Origin of the sequence: Collimonas sp. NPDC087041, from assembly GCF_044745265.1 — a bacterium.
In the GTDB taxonomy this organism is placed as follows: Bacteria; Pseudomonadota; Gammaproteobacteria; order Burkholderiales; family Burkholderiaceae_D; genus Collimonas.
Genome location: NZ_JBIUZX010000003.1, coordinates 1 through 21,302, shown reverse-complemented (window position 1 = coordinate 21,302; position 21,302 = coordinate 1). Strand labels below are relative to the sequence as shown.

19 protein-coding genes are annotated in these 21,302 nt (G+C 58.3%); 7 read left to right on the top strand and 12 right to left on the bottom strand.

Translation table 11 applies throughout. The features are described 5' to 3' along the window. Positions 1-119 precede the first annotated feature (119 nt). The 3 genes from ACIPF8_RS05915 to ACIPF8_RS05905 all read left to right on the top strand — a co-directional run bounded on the left by ACIPF8_RS05915 (position 120) and on the right by ACIPF8_RS05905 (position 2,963). A complete protein-coding gene (locus ACIPF8_RS05915) occupies positions 120-989 on the top strand; it encodes a LysR family transcriptional regulator (protein WP_400418268.1) in 870 nt (289 codons plus the stop codon). A 45-nt stretch (positions 990-1,034) separates the two neighbouring features. Beyond that, positions 1,035-1,448 (top strand): DUF1801 domain-containing protein, encoded by a 414-nt coding sequence (locus ACIPF8_RS05910; RefSeq protein ID WP_400418266.1) that lies wholly within the window; start codon positions 1,035-1,037, stop codon positions 1,446-1,448. A gap of 72 nt (positions 1,449-1,520) precedes the next feature. Continuing rightward, positions 1,521-2,963, top strand: a complete 1,443-nt coding sequence (locus ACIPF8_RS05905; RefSeq protein WP_400418265.1) for an aldehyde dehydrogenase family protein — start codon at positions 1,521-1,523, stop codon at positions 2,961-2,963. Between the two features lie 24 nt (positions 2,964-2,987). On the opposite strand, the gene ACIPF8_RS05900 is transcribed toward ACIPF8_RS05905, so the two are convergent. Then, positions 2,988-3,488 carry a GAF domain-containing protein gene (locus ACIPF8_RS05900; RefSeq protein ID WP_400418263.1) on the bottom strand — a complete coding sequence of 167 codons (501 nt, stop codon included), beginning with the start codon at positions 3,486-3,488 and terminating at the stop codon, positions 2,988-2,990. Positions 3,489-4,263: 775 nt separating this feature from the next. Between ACIPF8_RS05900 and ACIPF8_RS05895 the strand changes: the two genes are divergently transcribed. Continuing rightward, positions 4,264-5,376 (top strand): porin, encoded by a 1,113-nt coding sequence (locus tag ACIPF8_RS05895; RefSeq protein ID WP_400418260.1) that lies wholly within the window; start codon positions 4,264-4,266, stop codon positions 5,374-5,376. 97 nt (positions 5,377-5,473) lie between these two features. Here ACIPF8_RS05895 and ACIPF8_RS05890 read toward each other — a convergent pair whose 3' ends face one another. Both ACIPF8_RS05890 and ACIPF8_RS05885 read right to left on the bottom strand, forming a co-directional pair. After that, on the bottom strand, positions 5,474-6,001 hold the full coding sequence (locus ACIPF8_RS05890; RefSeq protein ID WP_400418257.1) for a GNAT family N-acetyltransferase: 528 nt from the start codon (positions 5,999-6,001) through the stop codon (positions 5,474-5,476). Positions 6,002-6,036: 35 nt separating this feature from the next. After that, a complete protein-coding gene (locus tag ACIPF8_RS05885; RefSeq protein WP_400418255.1) occupies positions 6,037-6,606 on the bottom strand; it encodes a helix-turn-helix domain-containing protein in 570 nt (189 codons plus the stop codon). A gap of 197 nt (positions 6,607-6,803) precedes the next feature. Between ACIPF8_RS05885 and ACIPF8_RS05880 the strand changes: the two genes are divergently transcribed. After that, positions 6,804-7,889, top strand: a complete 1,086-nt coding sequence (locus tag ACIPF8_RS05880; protein WP_400418252.1) for a hypothetical protein — start codon at positions 6,804-6,806, stop codon at positions 7,887-7,889. Positions 7,890-7,931: 42 nt separating this feature from the next. On the opposite strand, the gene ACIPF8_RS05875 is transcribed toward ACIPF8_RS05880, so the two are convergent. The 6 genes from ACIPF8_RS05875 to argH all read right to left on the bottom strand — a co-directional run bounded on the left by ACIPF8_RS05875 (position 7,932) and on the right by argH (position 14,410). Continuing rightward, complete coding sequence (locus tag ACIPF8_RS05875; protein WP_400418249.1) at positions 7,932-8,669, bottom strand: ABC transporter ATP-binding protein; 738 nt, start codon at positions 8,667-8,669, stop codon at positions 7,932-7,934. After that, the gene (locus tag ACIPF8_RS05870) at positions 8,666-9,427 is read right to left on the bottom strand and encodes an ABC transporter ATP-binding protein (protein WP_197467202.1); all 762 of its coding nucleotides are present in this window, start codon (positions 9,425-9,427) and stop codon (positions 8,666-8,668) included. Before ACIPF8_RS05870 ends, ACIPF8_RS05875 begins: the two co-directional genes overlap by 4 nt. Then, positions 9,427-10,335 (bottom strand): branched-chain amino acid ABC transporter permease, encoded by a 909-nt coding sequence (locus ACIPF8_RS05865; protein ID WP_400418245.1) that lies wholly within the window; start codon positions 10,333-10,335, stop codon positions 9,427-9,429. The genes ACIPF8_RS05870 and ACIPF8_RS05865 overlap by 1 nt, the downstream gene beginning before the upstream one ends. A gap of 1 nt (position 10,336) precedes the next feature. After that, on the bottom strand, positions 10,337-11,218 hold the full coding sequence (locus tag ACIPF8_RS05860; RefSeq protein ID WP_400418243.1) for a branched-chain amino acid ABC transporter permease: 882 nt from the start codon (positions 11,216-11,218) through the stop codon (positions 10,337-10,339). A gap of 244 nt (positions 11,219-11,462) precedes the next feature. Further along, positions 11,463-12,620: an ABC transporter substrate-binding protein gene (locus ACIPF8_RS05855; protein ID WP_400418240.1), complete on the bottom strand. Its 1,158-nt coding sequence runs from the start codon at positions 12,618-12,620 to the stop codon at positions 11,463-11,465. A 395-nt stretch (positions 12,621-13,015) separates the two neighbouring features. Continuing rightward, positions 13,016-14,410, bottom strand: a complete 1,395-nt coding sequence (gene argH / locus ACIPF8_RS05850) for an argininosuccinate lyase (protein WP_400418237.1) — start codon at positions 14,408-14,410, stop codon at positions 13,016-13,018. A gap of 147 nt (positions 14,411-14,557) precedes the next feature. On the opposite strand from argH, the gene ACIPF8_RS05845 reads away from it, so the two are divergent. Further along, positions 14,558-15,670 carry a histidine kinase gene (locus ACIPF8_RS05845; protein WP_400418235.1) on the top strand — a complete coding sequence of 371 codons (1,113 nt, stop codon included), beginning with the start codon at positions 14,558-14,560 and terminating at the stop codon, positions 15,668-15,670. A 37-nt stretch (positions 15,671-15,707) separates the two neighbouring features. Beyond that, the gene (locus ACIPF8_RS05840; protein WP_400419441.1) at positions 15,708-16,508 is read left to right on the top strand and encodes a LytR/AlgR family response regulator transcription factor; all 801 of its coding nucleotides are present in this window, start codon (positions 15,708-15,710) and stop codon (positions 16,506-16,508) included. Positions 16,509-16,534: 26 nt separating this feature from the next. Here ACIPF8_RS05840 and ACIPF8_RS05835 read toward each other — a convergent pair whose 3' ends face one another. From ACIPF8_RS05835 to ACIPF8_RS05825, 3 genes are all read right to left on the bottom strand, one after another. After that, positions 16,535-17,875, bottom strand: a complete 1,341-nt coding sequence (locus ACIPF8_RS05835; RefSeq protein ID WP_400418232.1) for a DUF1501 domain-containing protein — start codon at positions 17,873-17,875, stop codon at positions 16,535-16,537. Positions 17,876-17,903: 28 nt separating this feature from the next. Continuing rightward, positions 17,904-19,442 carry a DUF1800 domain-containing protein gene (locus ACIPF8_RS05830; RefSeq protein ID WP_400418230.1) on the bottom strand — a complete coding sequence of 513 codons (1,539 nt, stop codon included), beginning with the start codon at positions 19,440-19,442 and terminating at the stop codon, positions 17,904-17,906. A gap of 128 nt (positions 19,443-19,570) precedes the next feature. Continuing rightward, a complete protein-coding gene (locus tag ACIPF8_RS05825; protein WP_400418227.1) occupies positions 19,571-20,983 on the bottom strand; it encodes an FAD-binding oxidoreductase in 1,413 nt (470 codons plus the stop codon). Between the last annotated feature and the right edge of the window lie 319 nt (positions 20,984-21,302).

Below are 21,302 nucleotides of genomic sequence, written 5' to 3'. Positions count from 1 at the left end.
GCGATTCTCCGGGTTGGTATAAACGTTACGGATCATGCTAACCTAGCGCCACGGCATCAGTGAAGCAAATGTTCGTTATGCCTGACATTAGCAATCGTAATACTTGAATGTGGTCATCCATGCCCCGTAATCTCGACACCAACCTGCTGCGTACTTTCGTGACCGTCGCCGAACATGCCAGCATGACGGTCGCCGCCAATGCGCTGCACCTGAGCCAGGGCGCGGTCAGCCAGCAGGTCAAGCGCCTGGAAGAAGTGCTGGCCGGTAGCCTGTTCGAACGCGATCCGCGCGGCCTGCGCCTGACGGCAGCCGGCGAGCGCTTGTTTGGCAAGGCCAAGCGGCTGTTGAGCCTGAACGACGAAATCTGGGTCGATATGACTGCCACCGCGATCGAAGGGCAAGTGCGGCTCGGCGTGCCGCATGATTTGGTGGCGACCTGCCTGCCGCCCGTGATGAAGGCTTATGCGGAAGCGTTCCCGCAAGTGGAGATATCGTTGCTCTGCGGTTCATCACCGCAGTTGGCCGAGGCGTTGGCGCTTGGCTCGATCGACCTGGCCGTGATTGAAGAGCCGGTCGGCCCGACTGCCGGTGAATGCCTGAGCGTGGAGCGCTTGGTCTGGGTCGGCGCCAAAGCCGGCGCCGCCCATCTGAAGCGGCCGTTGCCGGTGTCGATGGTGGTTGATACCTGTGCCTTCCGTCCGGTGGTGGTGGCGGCCCTGCAGCAGAATGACCTGATGTGGCGCACCGTATTCGAAAACGGTAATATCGAAGCGACCACCGCGACTGTGCGTACCGACCTCGCCATCACAGCCTGGCTGGCTTCCACCGTGCCGGCCGACCTCGATATCTTGAGTGGCGATTGTGGTCTGCCGGAGCTGCCTAATTTTGCGATCAATCTGCATCTGTCGCGACATGCGGCAAGTCCGGCGACACTGGAACTGGCGCGCCATATCCGCGATCATCTGACCCGGCGGCGTCAGGTGGTTTGAGCCTGAAGCAGGTAGTTCCCAATGAAAACGCACTCTTCGCAGCCATTGATCGAGAATGCCGCCGTAGCCAAGGTCTTCGATGGTTACCCGCCACCCATGCGGCGCAAGCTGCTGGCCTTGCGCAAGTTGATCCTCGAGACGGCCGCCGCTACTGCCGGCGTCGGCGAAATAGAGGAAATCCTCAAGTGGGGCGAGCCTGCCTATCTCACCACTAACAGCAAAAGCGGGAGTACGATCAGGGTCGGTTGGAAAAAGGGCAATCCTTCGCAGTATTCGATGTATTTCAATTGCCAGACCAATCTAGTTGAAACGTTCCGAATGCTTTTTCCCGGCGACTTTCGGTTCGTCGGCAATCGCAGCATCGTCTTCGAAGAAGATGATGTACTGCCTGTCGACGCGCTGGAGTTCTGCATTGCCGCTGCGCTGACCTATCATCTGGACAAGATGAAAAAGGGTTAAGTCGGTTGGCGGCTTGGGTAGTTCGGTTGTTGAATATGAACGCTAGGCATCTTCAATTTCTAAAGGCAAGCGATGAACACAGTTACGACACCGGCTGACACCGAGCTCGATTTCACGCGCAAGGAGATCCTGCGCGTGTTTGGCGCACAGCGCATCACGGCCCTGCGCTTGCGGCAATCGACCAAGGCCGAGCGGTTGCAGAAAATCCGTAAGCTGAAGGCAGCGTTGCTGAAGCACCGGGATGCCGTGATCGCCGCTGGACAGGCAGACTTCGGCAAGCCGGCTGCCGAGGTTGAACTGACCGAAATCCTGCCGGTGATTGCCGAGGCCAACGACGCCATCCGCAAGCTGGGCCGCTGGATGAAGCCGAAGAAAGTCTGGCCTTCGCGCATGATGATCGGCACCTCTGGCTATACGCAGTACGAGCCGAAGGGGCGAGTGCTGATCGTGGCGCCGTGGAATTATCCGGTCAATCTGAGCCTGGGACCGCTGGTATCGGCGCTAGCCGCCGGCAACACGGCAATCATCAAGCCTTCGGAAATGACGCCGCATGCATCGGCGGTGATCGGCCAGATCATTCGTGAGGTATTCAGCGAAGATGAAGTGGCGATGTTCGAGGGCGATGCGCCTGTCGCGCAAGCGCTGCTTGATCTGCCGTTCGACCATATTTTCTTCACCGGCTCGCCGGCGGTCGGCAAGATCGTGATGGCGGCAGCGGCCAAGCATCTGACCAGCGTTACGTTGGAGCTTGGCGGAAAATCACCGACGATTGTCGACGAGACGGCGGACCTGAAAGCGGCGGCGCAAAACATCCTCTGGGCCAAGTACACCAACAATGGCCAGACCTGCATTGCACCCGACCATATTTATGTCCATGCCAGCGTCAAGGATGAGTTCCTGGAACACTGCCGTGCAGCCCTGGAGAGCGCTTATGGCAAGACGGCGCAGCAGGCCGACAGTCCCGACCTGGCACGTATCGTCAACCTGCGCCATACGGCGCGCGTCAAAAATTTACTGGACGATGCCACCAGTCGCGGCGCCAGGATAGTTACCGGCGGATTGGTTGATGAAGCCCAACGCTATATTGCGCCAACGCTGATCGACGGCATTCCGGCCGACGCCAAGATCATGAGCGAGGAAATTTTCGGGCCGCTGTTGCCGATCATCGCTTATGAACAACTTGATTCGGTAATCGCTCGCATCAATGCAGATCCGAAGCCATTGGCCCTGTATATCTGGAGTCGCAAGCAGGAACACATCGCCAGGGTGATGCAGCAGACTACTTCCGGCGGCGCCTGTATCAATCACTGCGTGGTGCAATTCCTGCACGGGAACCTGCCGTTCGGCGGCGTCAATAATTCCGGTATCGGCAGCGGCCACGGCCATCACGGTTTCCTGGCTTTTTCGCATGAACGGGCAGTGGTGCGTACCCGCATCATGCTCGCTAGCATGTTCTATCCGCCTTACAGCGGCTGGACGCGCAAGCTGGTTTCCTTGTTCATCAAGACGGTGTGATGTTCCGTCTTTGCCGCAACCGAATTAAGTGAAATCGGTTGCGGCGACAAAGATGGCAACCAACGATTCCAGTCCTAATTGGTCTTCGGGACGGAAGCGGTTGAGGCTCGGACTGTCGATGTCGAATACACCCAATACGCGGCCATCCTTGATGACCGGGATGACGATTTCGGCGTTCGATGCCGAATCGCAGGCGATATGTCCTGCGAAAGCGTGCACATCCGGTACGACGATAGTGCGACGCTCTGCCGCCGCCGTGCCGCAGACACCTTTGCCAAAAGAGATACGCGCGCAAGCGACCTTGCCTTGGAATGGGCCAACCAGCAGTTCCTCTGCATCGCCCTTTTTGGCCGGCACAGTCCAATAAAATCCGGCCCAGTTCAGGTCTGCAAGGGATTGGTAAATGAATGCCGAAAATTGTGCGGCGTTGGCGGTCTGGTTGCGTTCGCCTTCAAGAATGCTTGTGATCTGGCGTGCCAGGAGAGAGTAGTCGACGTCGATGTCGGCAGGCGCTGAAGTGAACATGCCAATCCTTAAAAATGTGTGGTCAAAATGGTGTGCGATGCGCAGGGCAACGGATATGCTCACTGCGCACTTCTTGATTTCATCTGAACAAGGCGGATGAATCGACGCAGCATTTTAGCCTACATAAACTCAATGTCACGAGCGCAAGGGTTTCATTGAGTGCTCCGTGAGCAGTGCATGCATCTTGATTCCTGCCGGCTACGCTGGATCAAGAAAGATCGTGTCGATATTCAATTTGCAACTTCCCTGGTGTTGTACCTTTGTGCTCAGTTACCGGAATTGAGTAACGGCCATTAACGCTATATCTTTACAGATATAGTGCTAATTATTATTAATCGGCATAATCCACATTTTTTTTGCAGTTCAAAGCGCAGTTTTATTTTGCGTATAGACATGTTTATTTACTAATATATTGCCTTTAAGGCATCGATATGGGGTGTTGTATCAACAGGCTCAAATGCCGCAAGCTGATCGTGTGTTGACGACACAAAACGCATAACCTACGTCATAAATGTCATAAACAGCTGTCAAAAAACAACATAAATATTCTTCGTCAGCTAATCCGTAAAAAAATTTAAGAAAAAATTGAAAAACTAATGCAATTTTTTTGTTAATTGGTAATATCCACTCCGTCCAGTTTGTAACAATTAGTAACTATTGGTAATGGTTAGTAATAATTGAGCCGCTCATGAAATGACCCAGGGGGGCAGTTCGAGCGTTGCACGCCAAGCTGGATATCCAGATCGGACAATTTTTATATAAATAGAGGGAAGAAATGAAGAAAACTGCATTCGCACTGGCAGCACTCGGCCTGATCGGCGCCAGCGCCCAAGCGCAAACCAACGTCACCATTTATGGCGTGATCGATACCAGCCTGACCTACACCAGCAAAGTCGGCCCAAAAAACAATAGCCGCTTCAGTGTTGATTCTGGCGATTTGTCGACTTCCCGCATCGGTTTCAAGGGTACGGAAGATTTGGGCAACGGCTTGAAAGCGATTTTCCAATTGGAAAACGGCTTCAATGCGGACGACGGCTCCCTGGCAACCGCCAGCACATTGTTTGACCGCAAATCGGTAGTCGGCCTGTCGGGCTCGTTCGGTACAGTAACACTGGGTCGTCAAACCGACTTCCTGGAAGACATCGGTAACAAGTACACATCGGTGCAGACATTCGGCGGCAACGGCGTCAAGGGCGGTCACTTCAACAACCTCGATCGCATCTCGGGCACCCGCGCCAACAACTCGGTCCGTTACGACAGCAGCAACCTGAGCGGCTTTACCGGTAGCCTGTTCTACGGCTTCGGCGAAGTGGCCGGCCAAACTTCGGCAGGTCAATCCTTCGGCCTGGGCGGCAACTACGCCAACGGCCCATTTGGTATCGGCCTGGCGTACTTCCAGACCAAACTGGCTGCTGACGCGCTGCCTACCAAGGCTGGCGATACCGACCTGAAAACCTTCACCTTGGGCGCCAGCTATCAAGCCGGCCCTGCCAAGATCTACGGTGCATGGTCGCAAGCCAAGCGTCCACTGGCGACAGCAGTTGCGTCGACTGGCCTGGTCAACATCACTACAGCAACCAAGGCAAACATTTTTGACGTGGGCGTCGATTACGCGGTTGCCGCCAACCTGCATCTGCTGGGCAGCGTGATTTATGATCGCGCCGATATCAGCCGCAAGACAACTGGTTCGACCAAGGGCTCGACCACCCAGCTCAACCTGGGCGTCGACTACTTCCTGTCGAAGCGTACCGACGTATATGCGTTGTACAGCAACCAGCGCGCCAGCGATGTCATCAATCCAGGCGTGATCAACGGTGCTTACTCCAACTCGCCGGCGGACGACAGCAGCCAGAACGTATTGCGCGTTGGTCTGCGTCACAAGTTCTAATGTTCTAACGGCATTGTGCGGCCAAGGCTGCACAACCTGTCAGGTACAACAGCAGCGCCCTTGCCAGCCCGGCAAGGGCGCTGTCTTATTTTCTGCCTCAGATATATTTGTAGAAGATCGTCGTCGCGCACTTCCTGCCGTCCGGCCACATGGCATAGTCGGGGATGGTGCCGCTGACTTGCCAGTCGCGACGCCGGTATAAACGTTCGGCATCGCCGCCTGTAGCGGTATCGAGAACCAGCAAGGTTTTACCTGCCTGCGCTGCTGCCCGCTCAGCCGCTGCCATCAATGCTTCCCCAGTGCCGGAGCGACGTGCTTTGCGATGCACCAGCAGCTTGGCGACATCGGCCCGATGTGGCTGGTTTTCCGGTTGACTGAGTACTACCTGAACAGTGCCGAGAATCGTAGAGTCAGCATCTTGCGCCACCAGCAGTATGCGTTCACCGGCGGCGATGTCGGCGCTCAGGTTGCGCCAGAACGCTTGCGCCCGTTCCGCAGAGAATGGCGACATGAAGCTGACTGAGGCGCCACCATCGACGCAATCGACAAGGACTTCAGCGAGTGCGGCAATGATCGCCGGATCATCGATTGAATGCAATTGGCGAATCTGTATCTGGTCTGACATGATGGCTCCTTATGGGCGCGATTTGTGAACGTGATTTACGAACGCAATGTGTCGGTGGTGATTGCCACCATGTATCGTGCGGGTTTGCGATGCGGGTTATGGAATGCGGTGGGGCGGTCGAGGCGGAAGGCCAGGCAGTCTCCCGGTTCGAGCGAATAGGTGTCGGCGCCAACCGTGATATCGATCTTTCCTTCCAATATCCAAATCTGCTGGTGCACGCTACGATCCCGTTCGGTGGTTTCATATGCCACTGCTGCCCCCGCTGGAAATGAGACGTCGACGATTTGCATCGGCGACTGTGCATTCGGCGGCGACACATTGCGGCGTACATATCCGGATTGTGGATCGCGCCACTCCAGTTGCTCACTGCGGCGAACCAGCGGGCCGCCGCTGGCTGCAGATTCCTCGAACAGGCTGGCCAGCGTCACGCCAAGGCCGGCTGCCAATTTCTCCAGGACCACCGCGGTGGCGCTGCTCTGGCCGCGTTCGATCAGCGAAATCATAGAGCGGCTAACATCGGACTTATACGCCAGCGCATCGAGGGATAAGTCGCGCTCCTTGCGCAGGAAACTGACGCGGGCGGCTATGCGGGCATTGATGTCCATATCGACTGTTTCCTTCAAATCCATTATGTTGGAATAATTATCTAATATGGTAGATTTGAAAGTCAATCAAAATTACCGTCATAAGAAGGCGGAGGGGCGAGTGGCGGAAGATCGCACCTAAGATCGAGACTTACGCTATTCTTTTAGTTAGCGCTAACCAGACAAATAATTTGAACAAAGAGACTCGGGAGCACGAAATGAAACAAGGCGTGAAAAGAATGGCAGTGATGGCAATTCTATATGGGAGCGTGATGCTGGCCGCTGCTGCCGCCGGCGTGCAACCGGCGCCGCCATGGCAGCGCGTGCATCTGGCGCATGATGGCGTAGCCTATGATTTTCCTGTGTATGCCAATCATCCGCTCGATGGCGACTTGAGCAAGATTGAACAGATCGTCCTGATCCAGCACGGCATCCTGCGTAACGGCGACGCCTACTATGCGGCGGGCGCGTCCTTCCTGAAAGACAGCGGCGCCGACCCGGACAAGGTGCTGCTGCTGGCGCCGAATTTCCCGGCCAAAGCCGATCTCGCCAAAGGCTTTGACCGCATGCCGTTGTGGCATGCCGGCGGCGACCACAACTGGGCCGGCGGTGACGAGTCGGTGAATCCGCCGTACCACATCAGCTCGCTGCAGGTGCTCGACGATCTGCTGCAGCAATTGGCGGATAAGCGGCGTCTACCGAAATTGACCCGCATCACGCTGGCGGGCCATTCTGCAGGCGCGCAGATGATGCAGCGTTATGCCGCATTGAATAATGTCGATGAAGCGATACGCGGTCGTGGCATCGATGTGCGTTACGTGATCGCCAATCCTTCGTCTTATCTGTATTTCACGCCTGACCGGCCAAATGGCGCGGCGTTCGCGCCTTACGATACGACGCAATGCACCGATTACAACCAGTATCGTTACGGCATGCAGGAGATGGTGCCGTATGGGCGGGGGCGCAGCGGTATGGAATTGTTCGACCGTTATGCGCGGAGGCAGATCACCTATCTGCTCGGCGGCGATGACAATGATCCCAACCACCCCAAGCTAGACAAGCGCTGCGGCGCCGAAGCGCAAGGACCGAGCCGGCTTGAGCGAGGCCTGGCATACCAGCGCTACGAACGGCATCTGGCAGGCAGCGCATTGCCGCTGGCGCGCTCCGAGTACGAAGTGATCGGCGTCGGTCACAACCAGACCGGGATGTTTGGTTCCCAATGCGGGCGGGTGGCCTTGTTCGGCAATGGCGGGGCGGGGAGCGGAAGTGGCGCGATCTGCCGGCCGGCGCCGATAGGAGATTGATTCCACCGATGAAATGGGCGGCACGCGGTGCCGCCTGGTGTTTCAGCCGCCCAGGTAAGCTTCCAGCACCTTCGGATTATTGAGCAGGTTGCGGCCGCTGTCGGCCAGCACGATCTTGCCGTTTTCCAGCACATAGCCGTGCTGCGCGATGCGCAATGCCTGGCGGACGTTTTGCTCGACCAGCAGGATCGTCAGTCCGGTGCGGTTGATTTCCTGGACGATGCGGAAAATCTCTTGCACCAGCAACGGCGCCAGCCCCATCGACGGCTCATCCAGCAGCAATACACGCGGCTTCGCCATCAACGCGCGGCCGATGGCCAGCATCTGCTGTTCGCCGCCCGACAGGTTGCCAGCCAGCCCATCCTTGCGCCGTTCCAGCACCGGGAATAGCGAGTACACCCAGTCCAGGTCCTTGCCGATGTTTTCCTTGTCCTTGCGGGTATAGGCGCCCAGCGCCAGGTTTTCAGCGATGCTCAAGGTGGTGAGTGTGGCGCGGCCTTCCGCCACCTGCACCACGCCGCCCTGGACGATCTTGTGCGGCGACAGCTTGGTCAGGTCCTGTCCATTGAACAGCACTTGTCCGCGTTGCGGCTTGAGCAGGCCGGAAATTGCCAGCAGTGCGGTGCTCTTGCCAGCGCCGTTGGCGCCGACCAGCGCCGTGATCTCGCCTTCGTTGAGGACCAGATCGATGCCTTTGACTGCTTCGATATGGCCGTAGGAAACCGCCAGGTCCTGCACCTGCAAAATCGGTGCTGCATGCTTGTTCGTCTCGGCCATCATTCCGCCTCTTCCTTGCCCAGGTAAGCTTCGATCACTTCCTGGTTGTTCTTGATCTGATCCGGGCTGCCTTCGGCGATGATGCGGCCGAAGTTGAGCACCGCGATGCGGTCGCACAAGCCCATCACGAAGCGCATGTCATGCTCGATCATGAAGATGCTGAAGCCGCGCTGCTTGATGTTCAGGATTTCCGCCATCAGTTCGGTTTTTTCAGCCGGATTCATGCCGGCCACGGGTTCGTCGAGCAGCAACAGCTTGGGCTTGGTCGCCAGCGCCCGGGCGAATTCCAGCTTGCGTTGTTCACCGTAGGAGAGACTATCGGCCAGCGTGTGCGCCTTGTGATCCAGGCGCACCCAGGACAACAGCTCCAGCGCCCGTTCGCGTGCCTGCGCTTCCACCTTGCGGTAACCGCCGAGATTGAACAGCAGGCTACCGAAACCGTAATCCATGTGATCGTGCATGCCGACCACGACGTTTTCCAGCAGCGTCATTTCCTTGAACACGCGGATGTTCTGGAAAGTGCGGGCGATGCCGCGCTCGGTGATCTTGTGTGGCGCGACCTTGCCGATATCCTGGCCGTCGAATTCGATCGCCCCGCCCGAAGCACGCAGCAAGCCTGTGATCAGGTTGAAGACAGTGGTTTTGCCAGCGCCGTTAGGACCGATCAAGCCGAAAATGCCGCCTTGCGGCACGTTGAAATTCACGTCCTGCAAAACCTGCAGGCCACCGAAATTCTTGCTTATGTTCTTGAGTTGCAGCATTAGTTGATTCCTCCGGCGACAGACTTGCGTCGGAAAAAGGCGCGGATCCGGCGTGGGTCCCAGATACCCTTGGGCAGATACAGGATCACCAGCACCAGGATCAGGCCGTTGACGACCGAGCGATAGCTGGCGAAATCGCGCAATGCTTCCGGCAACAGGGTCAGGATCATGCCGCCGAGGGTCGGGCCGATCAACGTGCTGGTGCCGCCGAACACCGCCATGGTCAATATCTCGACCGCGTTTTCGAAAGCGTAATTGCCAGGGCCGATGGTGAACGTGTAGTGCGCATTGAGGCCGCCGGCGACGCCCGCAATGGCGGCGCCGATGACAAACGCCAGCAGCTTGTAGCCGGCGACATTGACGCCCATCAAACGTGCAGCGACCTCATCTTCCTTGATAGCTTCGAAGGCGCGGCCGATTTTCGAGCGGCGGATGCGCGCCAGGATGTATAGGGTGGCGGCCAGCAACAGCACGATGTGCCACCATTCGGTTTTCAGCGGAATGCCGTTCAAGCCGAGCGGGCCGCCGGTGATATCCATGTTCAGCACGATCACCCGCACCACTTCGCCGAAGCCGAGCGTGGCCATCGCCAGGTAGACGCCGGACAGGCGCAGGGTAGGGATGCCGATCACCAGCGCCACCAACGCCGGCAAGATGCCGCCAATGGCCAGCGCTACCGGGAACGGCAAGCCGGTCTGCATGCTGATCAGCGATGCGGCATAGGCGCCGATGCCCATGAAGGCGGCATTCGCCAGCGACAGCAAGCCGCACGAGAGTGTCACGTAGATCGACAGCGCCAGCATGGCGTTGACGCCGAGGCCGAAAATCACGGTGTTGTAAGTTGACCAGAAACCGTCCCACCAATCGAGGAAGCCGGTTGCGCCGAGCGTTGTAAGCAGTTCGGTCATCTCAAGCCTTCCTTTCCAGCACTTTGCCAAACATCCCGGAAGGCTTGACCAGCAAGATCAGGAACAGCAAACCGAAACCGACGGCATCGCGGAAGTCGCTCGAAATATAGGCCACGGTCAGCACTTCTGCGAAGCCGAGGAACAAGCCGGCAATCATCGCGCCGCGGATATCGCCCATGCCGCCCAGGATGATCACGGCGATGCCCTTGTGCAGCATCGGCTGCCCCATGAATGGCGTAATCGCGTTGAATGACAGACCGACCAGCACACCCGCAGCACCGCCCAGTGCGGCGGCAGCGAAAGAGGTCAGGTAAAACAAACCTTCGACATTGATGCCGAGCAGGTAAGCGGCTTTCGGCGATTCCGCAATCGCACGCAGCGCGCGGCCCAACTGGGTGCGTCGCATTACCGCCAACAGCACCAGCATCAGGACGAAGGAAATCACGACGATGCCGATCTGCACCGCAGTGACATGCAGGTTGCCCCAGTTGTAGCTTTCTTCCGGAATGGTGCCAACCGGGAAGCGCTTGTTTTCAGCGCCGAACAAGCCTTGCGCCAGGCTGGTGAGGATGGTGGCGACACCGATCGTCGCAATCATCGGCGCCAGATGCGGTGCGTTGCGCGCGCGCAGCGGCTTCAATACCAGATAGTCGACTGCCAGACCGAGCAAGCCGGAAACCAGCATCGCCGCCAGCATCGCCAGCCACAGCGGCAGCGCCAGATGTTCGACCAGCAATAACGCCGCGTAACTGCCGAGCATGAAGATGGCGCCGTGCGAAAGATTGATCACGCCCAGCACGCCGAAAACCAGCGTGAAGCCCAATGCAAACAGCGCATACACGCTGCCCAGGGAAAGGGCGTTGATGAGTTGTTGTTCAAACATGAGGATTTTCTAAAAATCAGTGTAATTGCAGTCAATTGGGGTCAGAGTTTTTTTACGACAGTTTTATCGTCGTAAATTACTCTGACCCCAATTGACGGGCTACGGAGTACATCTCTTTGCAATTCGCGCAGTTTTCTTGTGCGATAACTGCATTCTTTCTCCGGACACCGTCAATAGGGGACAGAGTAGCTCGTCGCGCTGCGGCGACTTACAAACTCTGTCCCCTATTGACTCGATGACTACGTTACTTCAGCAATACGAACTTGCCACCCTTGGCAATATTCACGATCGCTTCCTGCTGCGCATCGTAGCCGACTTCCTTGCCGGCCACTGCTGGCGCCTTGCGGAATGCGAACTTGCCGGTTGCACCTTCAATCGTCACCGACGGCAAAGCCTGTTGCAATGCGATCCGGTCCTTGTCGATTGCGCCGGTCAGTTTGACGTTCTTCAATGCGGCTGCCACGACATGCAGGGCATCGTAGGCTTGTGCGGCGAACTGGTCTGGATCGCTGCCGAATTTGGCCTTGTACGCGGCGATGAACGCCTTGTTGGCCGGCGTCAAGTTTTCCGACGACCAAGGGCTGCCCATGATGGTGTCGTCGCCGGCGCCTTTGGCGATGTCGAACAGCTTCGGCGAGTTGAGGCCGTTGCCGCCGATGAACGGCTGCTTCATGCCCAGCGCACGGGTTTGCAGGATGATGTTGGCGGCTTCTTCGGTCAGGCAGGAGCAGACGATGGCGTCCGGATTCGATGCCTTGATCTTGGTCAGCTGCGCCTTGAAGTCGACGTCGCCCTTGGCATACGCTTCAGTGGTGGTGACAGGGATCTTCTGGTTGGCCAGGGTCGCCTTGAAAACGTCGTAACCGCTCTTGGTGAAGGCGTCGTCGTTACCGTAGATGATGGCGACTTTCTTGATGCCGAAATGCTTGACCGCAGCGCGCGTGGTGACTGGCAGCACGTCGGCTTCCATGACCGAGTTGCGGAAGGTGAACGGGCCCATTGCCGTGATGCCGTCGGCGGTGTTGCTGGTGCCGAAGGCGACCACCTTGGCGGCGTTGGCGATCGGGTCGGCGGCGAATGCCGAGTTGGACAAAGTCGGGCCGAATACCAGCAGCGCCTTGTCCTTGAAAATCAGTTTCTTGAAGACGTTGATGGCTTCTTCTTTCTTGCCTTGTTCGTCTTCGATGATCAGTTGCAACTTGTTGCCGTTGACGCCGCCGGCGGCATTGACTTCATCGGCAGCCAGCGAAAAGCCGTTCTTGATGGCGACGCCGTATTTGGCGGCGGGGCCGGTGAGTGCTGCTGCCAGGCCGAGTTTGACATCGGCGGCATGCGCTGCGCTGCCCAGGCCGGCGGCCAGCATCAGCAATGGAAGTGTTTTTAAGATAGTTTTGAGTTGCATTTATATATCCTCCAAGAGACCGTTTTTTTTAGCGTTCCTTACAACACGAGGCTGCGCGCAAGCAGGCAAGGCGCAACCGCAGCCAAAGGCATTATGAAGTAAGAAATCGGCAAGCGTTTTTATTTTGGTGCACGCTGGGTGGGCGCACCAAAGGTGAACAAAGTATAAGGGATTTTCGGTCTGAAAATTCCTGGCGCACTAACTACTCACGGGCCAGGTAAAGCGGATGTTTTACTCGGAGGGAATACGACTTTTGGTCGGTTTTGGAGAGAGATTGCGCGGTTTTGGAGAATTATACCCGGCGTTTCGGAATCTTGCTGGTAACGGTTATGCCAAATCGGCATGGTGGGACGGATTGCGTCGTCCACCATGCCGGGTTCACATCAGGTCTGCCATCAGGCCAATTGCTGGCGCAGATGCTGGATCGCCAGGCGCACCTGGCGTGGGGCGGTGCCGCCGATATGATCGCGTGCCGCCACCGAACCTTCCAGTGTCAGCACGGCGAAGATGTCGTCGTCGATCAGCGGCGAGAACGCGCGCAACTGATCTAGCGACAAGTCGCTCAGGTCGCAACCTTGATCGACGCAGCTGCGCACCGCATGTGCCACGGCTTCGTGGGCATCGCGGAAAGGCAGGCCTTTCTTGACCAGGTAATCGGCCAGGTCGGTGGCGGTGGCATAGCCTTGCAGGGCGGCGGCGCGCATTGCTTCCGGCTTGACGGTAATGCCGCGCGCCATGTCGGCGAAGATGCGCAGGGTGTCGGTCAGCGTGTCGACGGTGTCGAACAACGGTTCCTTGTCTTCCTGGTTGTCCTTGTTGTAGGCCAATGGCTGGCCTTTCATCAGGGTCAGCAGGGCGATCAGGTGGCCGTTGACGCGGCCGGTCTTGCCGCGCGCCAGTTCCGGCACGTCGGGATTTTTCTTTTGCGGCATGATCGAGGAACCGGTGCAGAAGCGGTCGGCGATATCGATGAAGCCAATGCGCGGGCTCATCCAGATCACCAGTTCTTCCGACATGCGCGAGATGTGCGTCATCACCAGCGCTGCGGCGGCGCAGAATTCAATGGCGAAGTCGCGATCCGAAACTGCATCCAGCGAATTGCGGCAGACGTCGTCGAAGCCGAGTGTCTTGGCCACGCGTTCGCGGTCAATCGGGAAGGTGGTGCCGGCCAGTGCGGCGGCGCCCAGCGGCAGGCGGTTGACGCGCTTGCGGCAATCCAGCATGCGCTCGGCATCGCGGCCGAACATTTCGACATAGGCCAGCACGTGATGACCGAAAGTAATCGGCTGCGCTACCTGCATGTGGGTGAAGCCGGGCAGGATGGTATCGGCGTGTTGCTCAGCCAGGTCCAGCAGCGCCAGGCGCAGATCGCGCAGCAGGCCGCTGATATCGTCGATGGCGCCGCGCAGGTAGAGGCGGATGTCGGTGGCGACCTGGTCGTTGCGCGAACGCCCGGTGTGCAGGCGCTTGCCGGCATCGCCGACCAGTTCGGTCAGGCGTTTTTCGATGTTCAGATGGACGTCTTCCAGGTCCAGCAGCCATTCGAACTTGCCGCCGTCGATTTCGCCCTGGATCTGGGTCATGCCCTTCTGGATGGCCGCATAGTCGTCGCCGCTGATGATTTTTTGATATGCCAGCATCTCGGCGTGCGCCAGCGAGCCTTGGATATCCACTGCTGCCAGACGTTTATCGAAAAACACCGATGCCGTATAGCGTTTGACCAGATCGGAGACCGGTTCGGAAAAACGAGCCGACCAAGCTTCGCCTTTTTTGGAGAGTTGTGCTGTCATAATTGAGTGTTGGGGAGTGCAATGAATTATGCGATTATAAATCACCGCCCCCGAAAACCCACTTTATGCTTGCATCTCGATGCGCCACGGCGTCTTCGAGCCGGATAAAAGCGTTAATCCAACTACTAATTGCCGTCCTGTCAACTAATGCCCGTACCCACGCCAGCCGACCAGACCATCGATAGCGCAGCAGCGCAGCAGCCGATTACGCTGGTGATTCCGGATTGCTGCAATCTCGGCGTGGTGTTCCGGACCCTGATTGCGGTGAATCTGGCAGTGATGGTGGCGATTTTATTGCGCACCGACAGCCTGATGGCGGCGGCTGGCAGTTTTGTCGAATCGTCGATGTTGATCGAACCGGCCTGTTTCCTGTCTTTGTCGATCCTGTGCGGGCTGCATCGCATCGGCCATCGCATGTCGCCGGTCGTGCAACGTTCGCTGTGCGCATTGGTGCCGGCGTTGGTGACGGTGGCGGTGATCCGGCTGCTGTTCGGCTTCGATTGGTTTCTCAACGGCTTTATCCACCTCAGCGCTCCAGGCGGCACGCCGCTGGCGGCGATGCTGGCCGCATTGTTCGGGATTGTGCTGCAACATTATTTCGAACTGCGCGCCAAGGCCTTTTCGCCTGTGCTGGTGGAGGCGCGGCTGCAAGCGCTGCAAGCTCGCATCCGGCCGCATTTTTTGTTCAATAGCCTGAATGCGGTGCTGTCGCTGATCCGCACCGAACCGCGGCGGGCCGAGGCGGCGCTGGAAGATCTGGCGGATCTGATCCGGGTCCTGATGCGCGACGGCCGTGCCATGACTACGCTGGAAAAGGAAATCCGCCTGTGTCGGCAATATTTGTCGATAGAAAAAATACGCCTGGGCGACAGGCTGAGAGTGCAGTGGGAGCGCGAAGGCATCAGCGATGAGGTCATCTACCGGGCGCAGATTCCGACCTTGCTGCTGCAGCCCTTACTGGAAAACGCAGTCCACTATGGCGTCGAGCCGAGCACTGAACCGGCGCTGATCCGGATCCAGCTGGCGCATTCGCTGGAGCGGATTGAAATCACCATCACCAATCCTTACAATCCGTATGCCGGGAAAGGCGTGGCTGCGCTCCCTGAGGGCAACCAGATGGCGCTGGAGAATATCCGCGAGCGGCTTTCCTTGCTTTACGATGTGGAGGGGCAGCTGACTACCACCAACACGCACGGCCAGTTTGAAGTGCGCGCCAGTTTTCCCTACGTGAAGACCACACTGGCCAAACAGCAGAGTTAAATAAGAAATCAAACAAAGCAATGACATTTCCATGCCCATGATTCCCCGCATATTTATCGTCGACGATGAAGCGCCGGCGCGCGCCAGGCTGATTACGCTGCTATCCGATATCGTGGCCGATTGCCCGCATTATCTGGTCGGTGAGGCTGCGCATGCACAGGACGCGCTGGAAGGAATTGCCGCTACTGCGCCCGACCTGGTGCTGCTGGATGTGCAGATGCCCGGCATGAGCGGTTTGCAGCTGGCCGACCAGCTGGTCAATCAGCGTGCCGCGGATGCCGGTGAGCCGCCATTGATCATTTTTGTGACGGCCTATGACGACTATGCGTTGAGTGCATTCGACGTCCAGGCTTTCGATTACCTGGTCAAACCGGTACGCGCCAGCCGGCTGGCGCAAGCCATCACACGCGCCAGTCGCCTGCGTCAATCTGCTCCGGTAATCGAGCCAAGCACGGCGAATTCCCCCGGCGCCTTACCGCGCCAGCATTTCGCGGTACAGGAACGCGGCCGCATGTCACTGGTGCCGATGGGGGAAGTGTTGTATCTGAAGGCAGAGTTGAAGTACGTCACGCTGCGCACCAAGCACAAAGAGTATTTGATTGAGGATTCGCTGGTTTCGATCGAGGAAGAACTGGCAAAGCATTTCGTCCGCGTACACCGCAATGCGCTGGTAGCACGCAATGCGATCACCGGCGTCGAGCGCGTCGCGCAGATTCAGGACAGCGAAGGCGACAGCGACAAGCCGCAGGAAATATGGCAGGTGATCTTGCGCGATACCGACCACCGGCTGCCGATTTCGCGGCGCCAGCTGGCCGAGATCAAGGCGCTGGTGCGTTAGGAAAAACAGCCCAACACATCAATTTCCTACACCAGGAAATTCAAGCCATGCTGGTTGCCGGCGCCATACTGCGGAAACAGTTTTTGCATCGCCGGATCGCCGATCCGCATGTGCTTCTCCGCCAGTGTCGCCAGCACCGAACGGAAATCGGTGGTGACCGCCAGGTCGCGATTTTCATTCAGCGATTTATCGTCGATACCGGGCCACTGGCCGTAGATGCTGCGGCCACGGACATTCCCGCCGAGCAGCCACATGGCGTTGCCGTGGCCGTGATCGGTGCCGCCATTGCCGTTTTCACGGAAGGTGCGGCCGAACTCCGACATCACAACGATCACGGTATCGTTGAAAGCCGGCCCCAGTTCGCGCGCCAGCGTAGCCAGGCCATCGGCCAGGGGCCGCAAGCGGCCTGCCAGTTGGCCGGTACCATTGCCTTGGTTGGCATGGGTATCCCAGCCGCCGACGGCGATGAAGCCGAGCCGGATATCCGGATTGCTGCGCATCAGCCGACCCAGGCGTGCGGTATCGATGGATAAGCCATTTGGCAGCGGCGCGCCGTTGTTGGCCATTTTTTGTTCCGAACTGTTGGCGTCGGCCAGCAATTCCTTGCGTGCTGCAATGCCGTCGCTATAGCTTTTTCCTAGCGCAGCATCCTGCGCATAGAGCGCGGCGTAAGCCTGGCTGATTTCCGGTTTGTCGATCAGTGTCGGCCTGGTTGCGTCGCGTCCGGTCGGCATGTTGGCGACTACGGCCCTGCCGGTCAAGATGCGTGGCACCGCTTCGCCCAGCGTCAGTGCTTCCATCGGCGATTGCGATACCGGCATCACGCCCAGCATGCGGTTCATCCAGCCGTCGCGGGTGTTGTGCTCTCCCGGCGTGCCGGTTTCCATATAGTCTTGCGCCTCGAAATGCGAGCGCGACATGTCGGGTGAGCCGGACGCATGCACGAACGCCAGCCGGCCGTCATCCCAAAACGGTTGCAAGGGTTGCAGCGCCGGATGCAGGCCGAAATAACCGGTCAGGTCGATGGCGCCGTTCTGCATGCCTGGCTTGGCCACGGCAATGGTCGGGCGCGCCTTGTAGTAATTATGATCGCCATGCGGTACGACGACGTTCAAGCCGTCGACCGCGCCACGCAGGAACACCACGATCATGCGCGGGGTGCCGTCGCCGCTTGCATGCGGGCGCTGCAATGGACTGCCATACGACAGCGGGCTGTCGGCGCCCACCATGGTGGGCGCCGTCGGCGCTTTGGCTTTCGCCTGCGGTTTGACGGTTGGCGCCACCACGCAGCCGGACAGGCCGACCGGAATCAGGATCGCGCCGCTGGCGCCGAGGCCCAGGTGGCGGATGAAATCGCGACGTTTCATTGCATCACTCCTAACGATATGACCATCACTATCTCTTCATGAAATCCGGACCACCAAGTATGAGCCCGACTTGCAGGTTCGGCGGTGCGGCGGCAATGGCGCTCAGGCTGTGTGGTTCCAGTGCCGGGGCCAGGGTTTGTATCAGTTGCTGCGGATCGACTGCTGCTGCGGTGTTGGGCAGCGGAGCGGCTGGCGCCATTCCGGGCGCTGGCGGCGGTGTTTCGGCACGGGCGATCGGCGATTTGCCATTGCTCAGGCCATTGACGAAATTGATCCGGCGCAGCAGCGCATCCGGATTGAGCCACGCTTCTTCGGAAAATTTATAACCTTCCGGCGTCAGCCAGCCATACAGCGGTTGCCCCAGTTGGTTCAGTACGCCGTCGATCGGCTTGACGTTGAGCACCGGCGTCGCTGTCGCGCGCAGCGACGACACCACGTATTGATACGGTGTCTTGAATTGCGTCTGGTAATTGCTACGCGACCAGAATTCCGGGCTCTCGAACAGGGTATGCAGCACCGCCTTGATGTCGCCGTTGCTGCTCAGGAAACGGCGTGCGAGTTTCTCGGTCAGCGCCGGTTGCGGTTTGTCGGAAACGAAATACTGCACCAGCTTGGTGGCGATGAAATGCGCGGTGGCAGGGTGTCGCGCCAGGATGTCGAGCGCTTGTTCGCCTTCCTGCTCGCCGCTGCCCTTGATGGTTTGACCGAGGAATACCTTGTCGCCGAAATCATGACGGCGCGGGTTGAAGATGTAGGCCGGTTGGCCATCCTTCATGCCTTTTTCATTGATGGTCCAGCCGCTCAGGATACGCGCCAGGGAGATCACATCGGCCTGGGTGTAGCCGCTGTCGACGCCCATCGTGTGCAGCTCCAGCAACTCGCGGCCATAGTTTTCGTTGAGTCCCTTGAAGCGGCCTTTGGCTTCCGGCGTGTTGACGCCACTGCTGAGCCAGTTGTCGAGGTAGTACAGCATGGCAGGATGATGGGCGACGGCGCCCAGCAGTTGGCGGAAATTGCCAAGCGCGTTGGAGCGCAGCACATCCTTTTCATATTCGCCGTCCCAGTAACGCACCCATTCCTTGCCTTCGAATACATTGAAGTGATTGAACCAGAATTCGGTCATGACTTCCTGCAGCTGGCGCGGGCTTTCGGTCGCCTGCCACAGGCGGGAAAAATGCACTTGCGGCGTGATGTCCTTGTTGGCGCGTTGGCGCGCTGCATTCTTTTCTTCGGGAGTGGCGCCGTTCGGTGGGAAGGAGGGCGGGCCGTATTGCTGGTATAGCTGGGTGGCGCTGAGCTGGTAGGTCGGCAGGGCTGATAATTTGTCGCTGAGATCGTTGGGGAACGGCAGCTTGTCCGGATTCAATTGCTGCTCAATATAGCGTTTGACGCCGAGCTGCCGGACTGCCTCGACATCACCCGGACGCGGTCCATAGGCCAGCCGGTTCAGCACATGCAGCGCTTTTTCCGAATCATTCAGTGGCGCTGGCGCGCTCTGTGCGTTGGCATCAAGCGCCGCGCCGCATGACAGAAGCAGCGCGATCGAAAGAAAACAACGGTTTTTCATGGTCGACATCATGTTCCGCCTTATGCAATTTTTTGCTTACACCCGAGATTAACGCCTTGTCTGCGAGGTGCGCATACAAGGTTGGTGTAACAGATTGTAAGACGGCAACATTGACAACTTGCAAAGCCCTAGATGACCTTGCCAGGATTCATCAGATTCAAGGGATCTAGCGCCTGCTTGATGGTTCTCATCAGCGCCATCTCAACCGGTGATTTGTAACGCAGGATTTCTTCGCGCTTGAGGGCGCCTAGCCCATGTTCGGCCGAGATCGAGCCGCCCATGCTGTCGACGCTGTCGTGCACCACGCGGTTGATCTCTGCCTGGCGGGCGATGAATTGCTCTTCGCCGACGCCGAGCGGAGGCGACACGTTGTAATGCAGGTTGCCATCGCCCAGGTGGCCGAAGGTGACGTTGCGGCAATCCGGGAAATGCTGTTGCAGCAAGGCGTCGGTGACAGCGATGAATTCGGCAATACGGGAAATCGGCAGCGAGACGTCGTGCTTGATATTCTTGCCTTCCTTGGCTTGCGCCGAGGAGATGCTTTCGCGCAGCTGCCACAGCGCGCGCGATTGCGCCGTGGAGGAGGCAAGTACGGCATCCTGGCAGATGTCCTGCTCCAGTGCCTCGCCGATCACGGCTTCCATCAGCGTACTGGCATGGGGTGCGGGTTCGCTATCAGACAGTTCGATTAAAACGTATTGCGGGTGGCGTTCTGTGAAAGGGAAGGGCAGTTGCGGGAAGTGCTTGGCGACCAGTTGCAGGCACAGGTCGGACATCAGTTCGAAGCCGGTCAGCGTAGCGCCGCAGCGTTGCTGCGCCAGGTTGAGCAGGCGCAGCGCGTCGGCCGGGGTTTCTATTGCGGCCAATGCAGTCAACTGGACTTGCGGTTGCGGGAATATTTTCAGGACGGCGGCGGTGATGATGCCGAGCGTTCCTTCGGCGCCGATGTACAGGTCGCGCAGATCGTAGCCGGTGTTGTCCTTGCGCAGTCCGCGCAGGCCATGCAGGATTTCGCCTTGCGCGGTGACTACTTCCAGCCCCAGGCAGAGTTCGCGGGTATTGCCATAGCGTAGCACTGCAGTGCCGCCGGCATTGGTCGACAGGTTGCCGCCGATGGTGCAACTGCCTTCGGCGGCCAGCGATAACGGCAGCAGGCGTTGTTCGGCAGCGGCGGCTTCCTGGACGTGTTGCAGGATGCAGCCGGCTTCGACGGTGACGGTGTGGTTGAGTGCGTCGACGGCGCGAATCCGGTTCAGGCGTTTAAGCGACAGTACGATGGCCTGGCCGCTTTGGTCGGGCACGCTGCCGAGCACCAGGCCGGTGTTGCCGCCTTGGGGGACGATGGGGATGCGGAATGCGTTGCAGAGTTTGACGATGGCGGCGACTTCTTCAGTGTCGGCAGGTTTGACAACAGCTAACGCTTGGCCGGTGTAGCGTTGGCGCTGGTCGGTCAGGTAGGCGGCTTTGTCGGTGTCGTCGGTGAGGACGTGGGCGGTGCCGATGGCGTTGCGGCAGGCATCCAGGAATCCAATATTTTTCATGTCGTAATTTTCGGTATCGGAGTTAAACGGGGTCAGAGTTTTTTTTCGCGGGTTTTTGCGAAAATTACTCTGACCCCGTTTAACGGACTACGGAGTGAGTGCGGTGGTGCATCTACAACTGGCGCTCATCGTTACTCAATACTGTCACTACTCCGTGGGTGCTTGCCGGGGGTAGCCCGGCAGCTAGTCACTTTTCTTGCTTCGCCAAGAAAAGTAACCAAAAGAAGGCGATCGCACAGCCGTTGCCCGCCTTCGGCGGGTCCCCAAATGAGCCGCGCGCCAGTCGGATGGGACACAAACTCGCTGCGCTCAAACATGT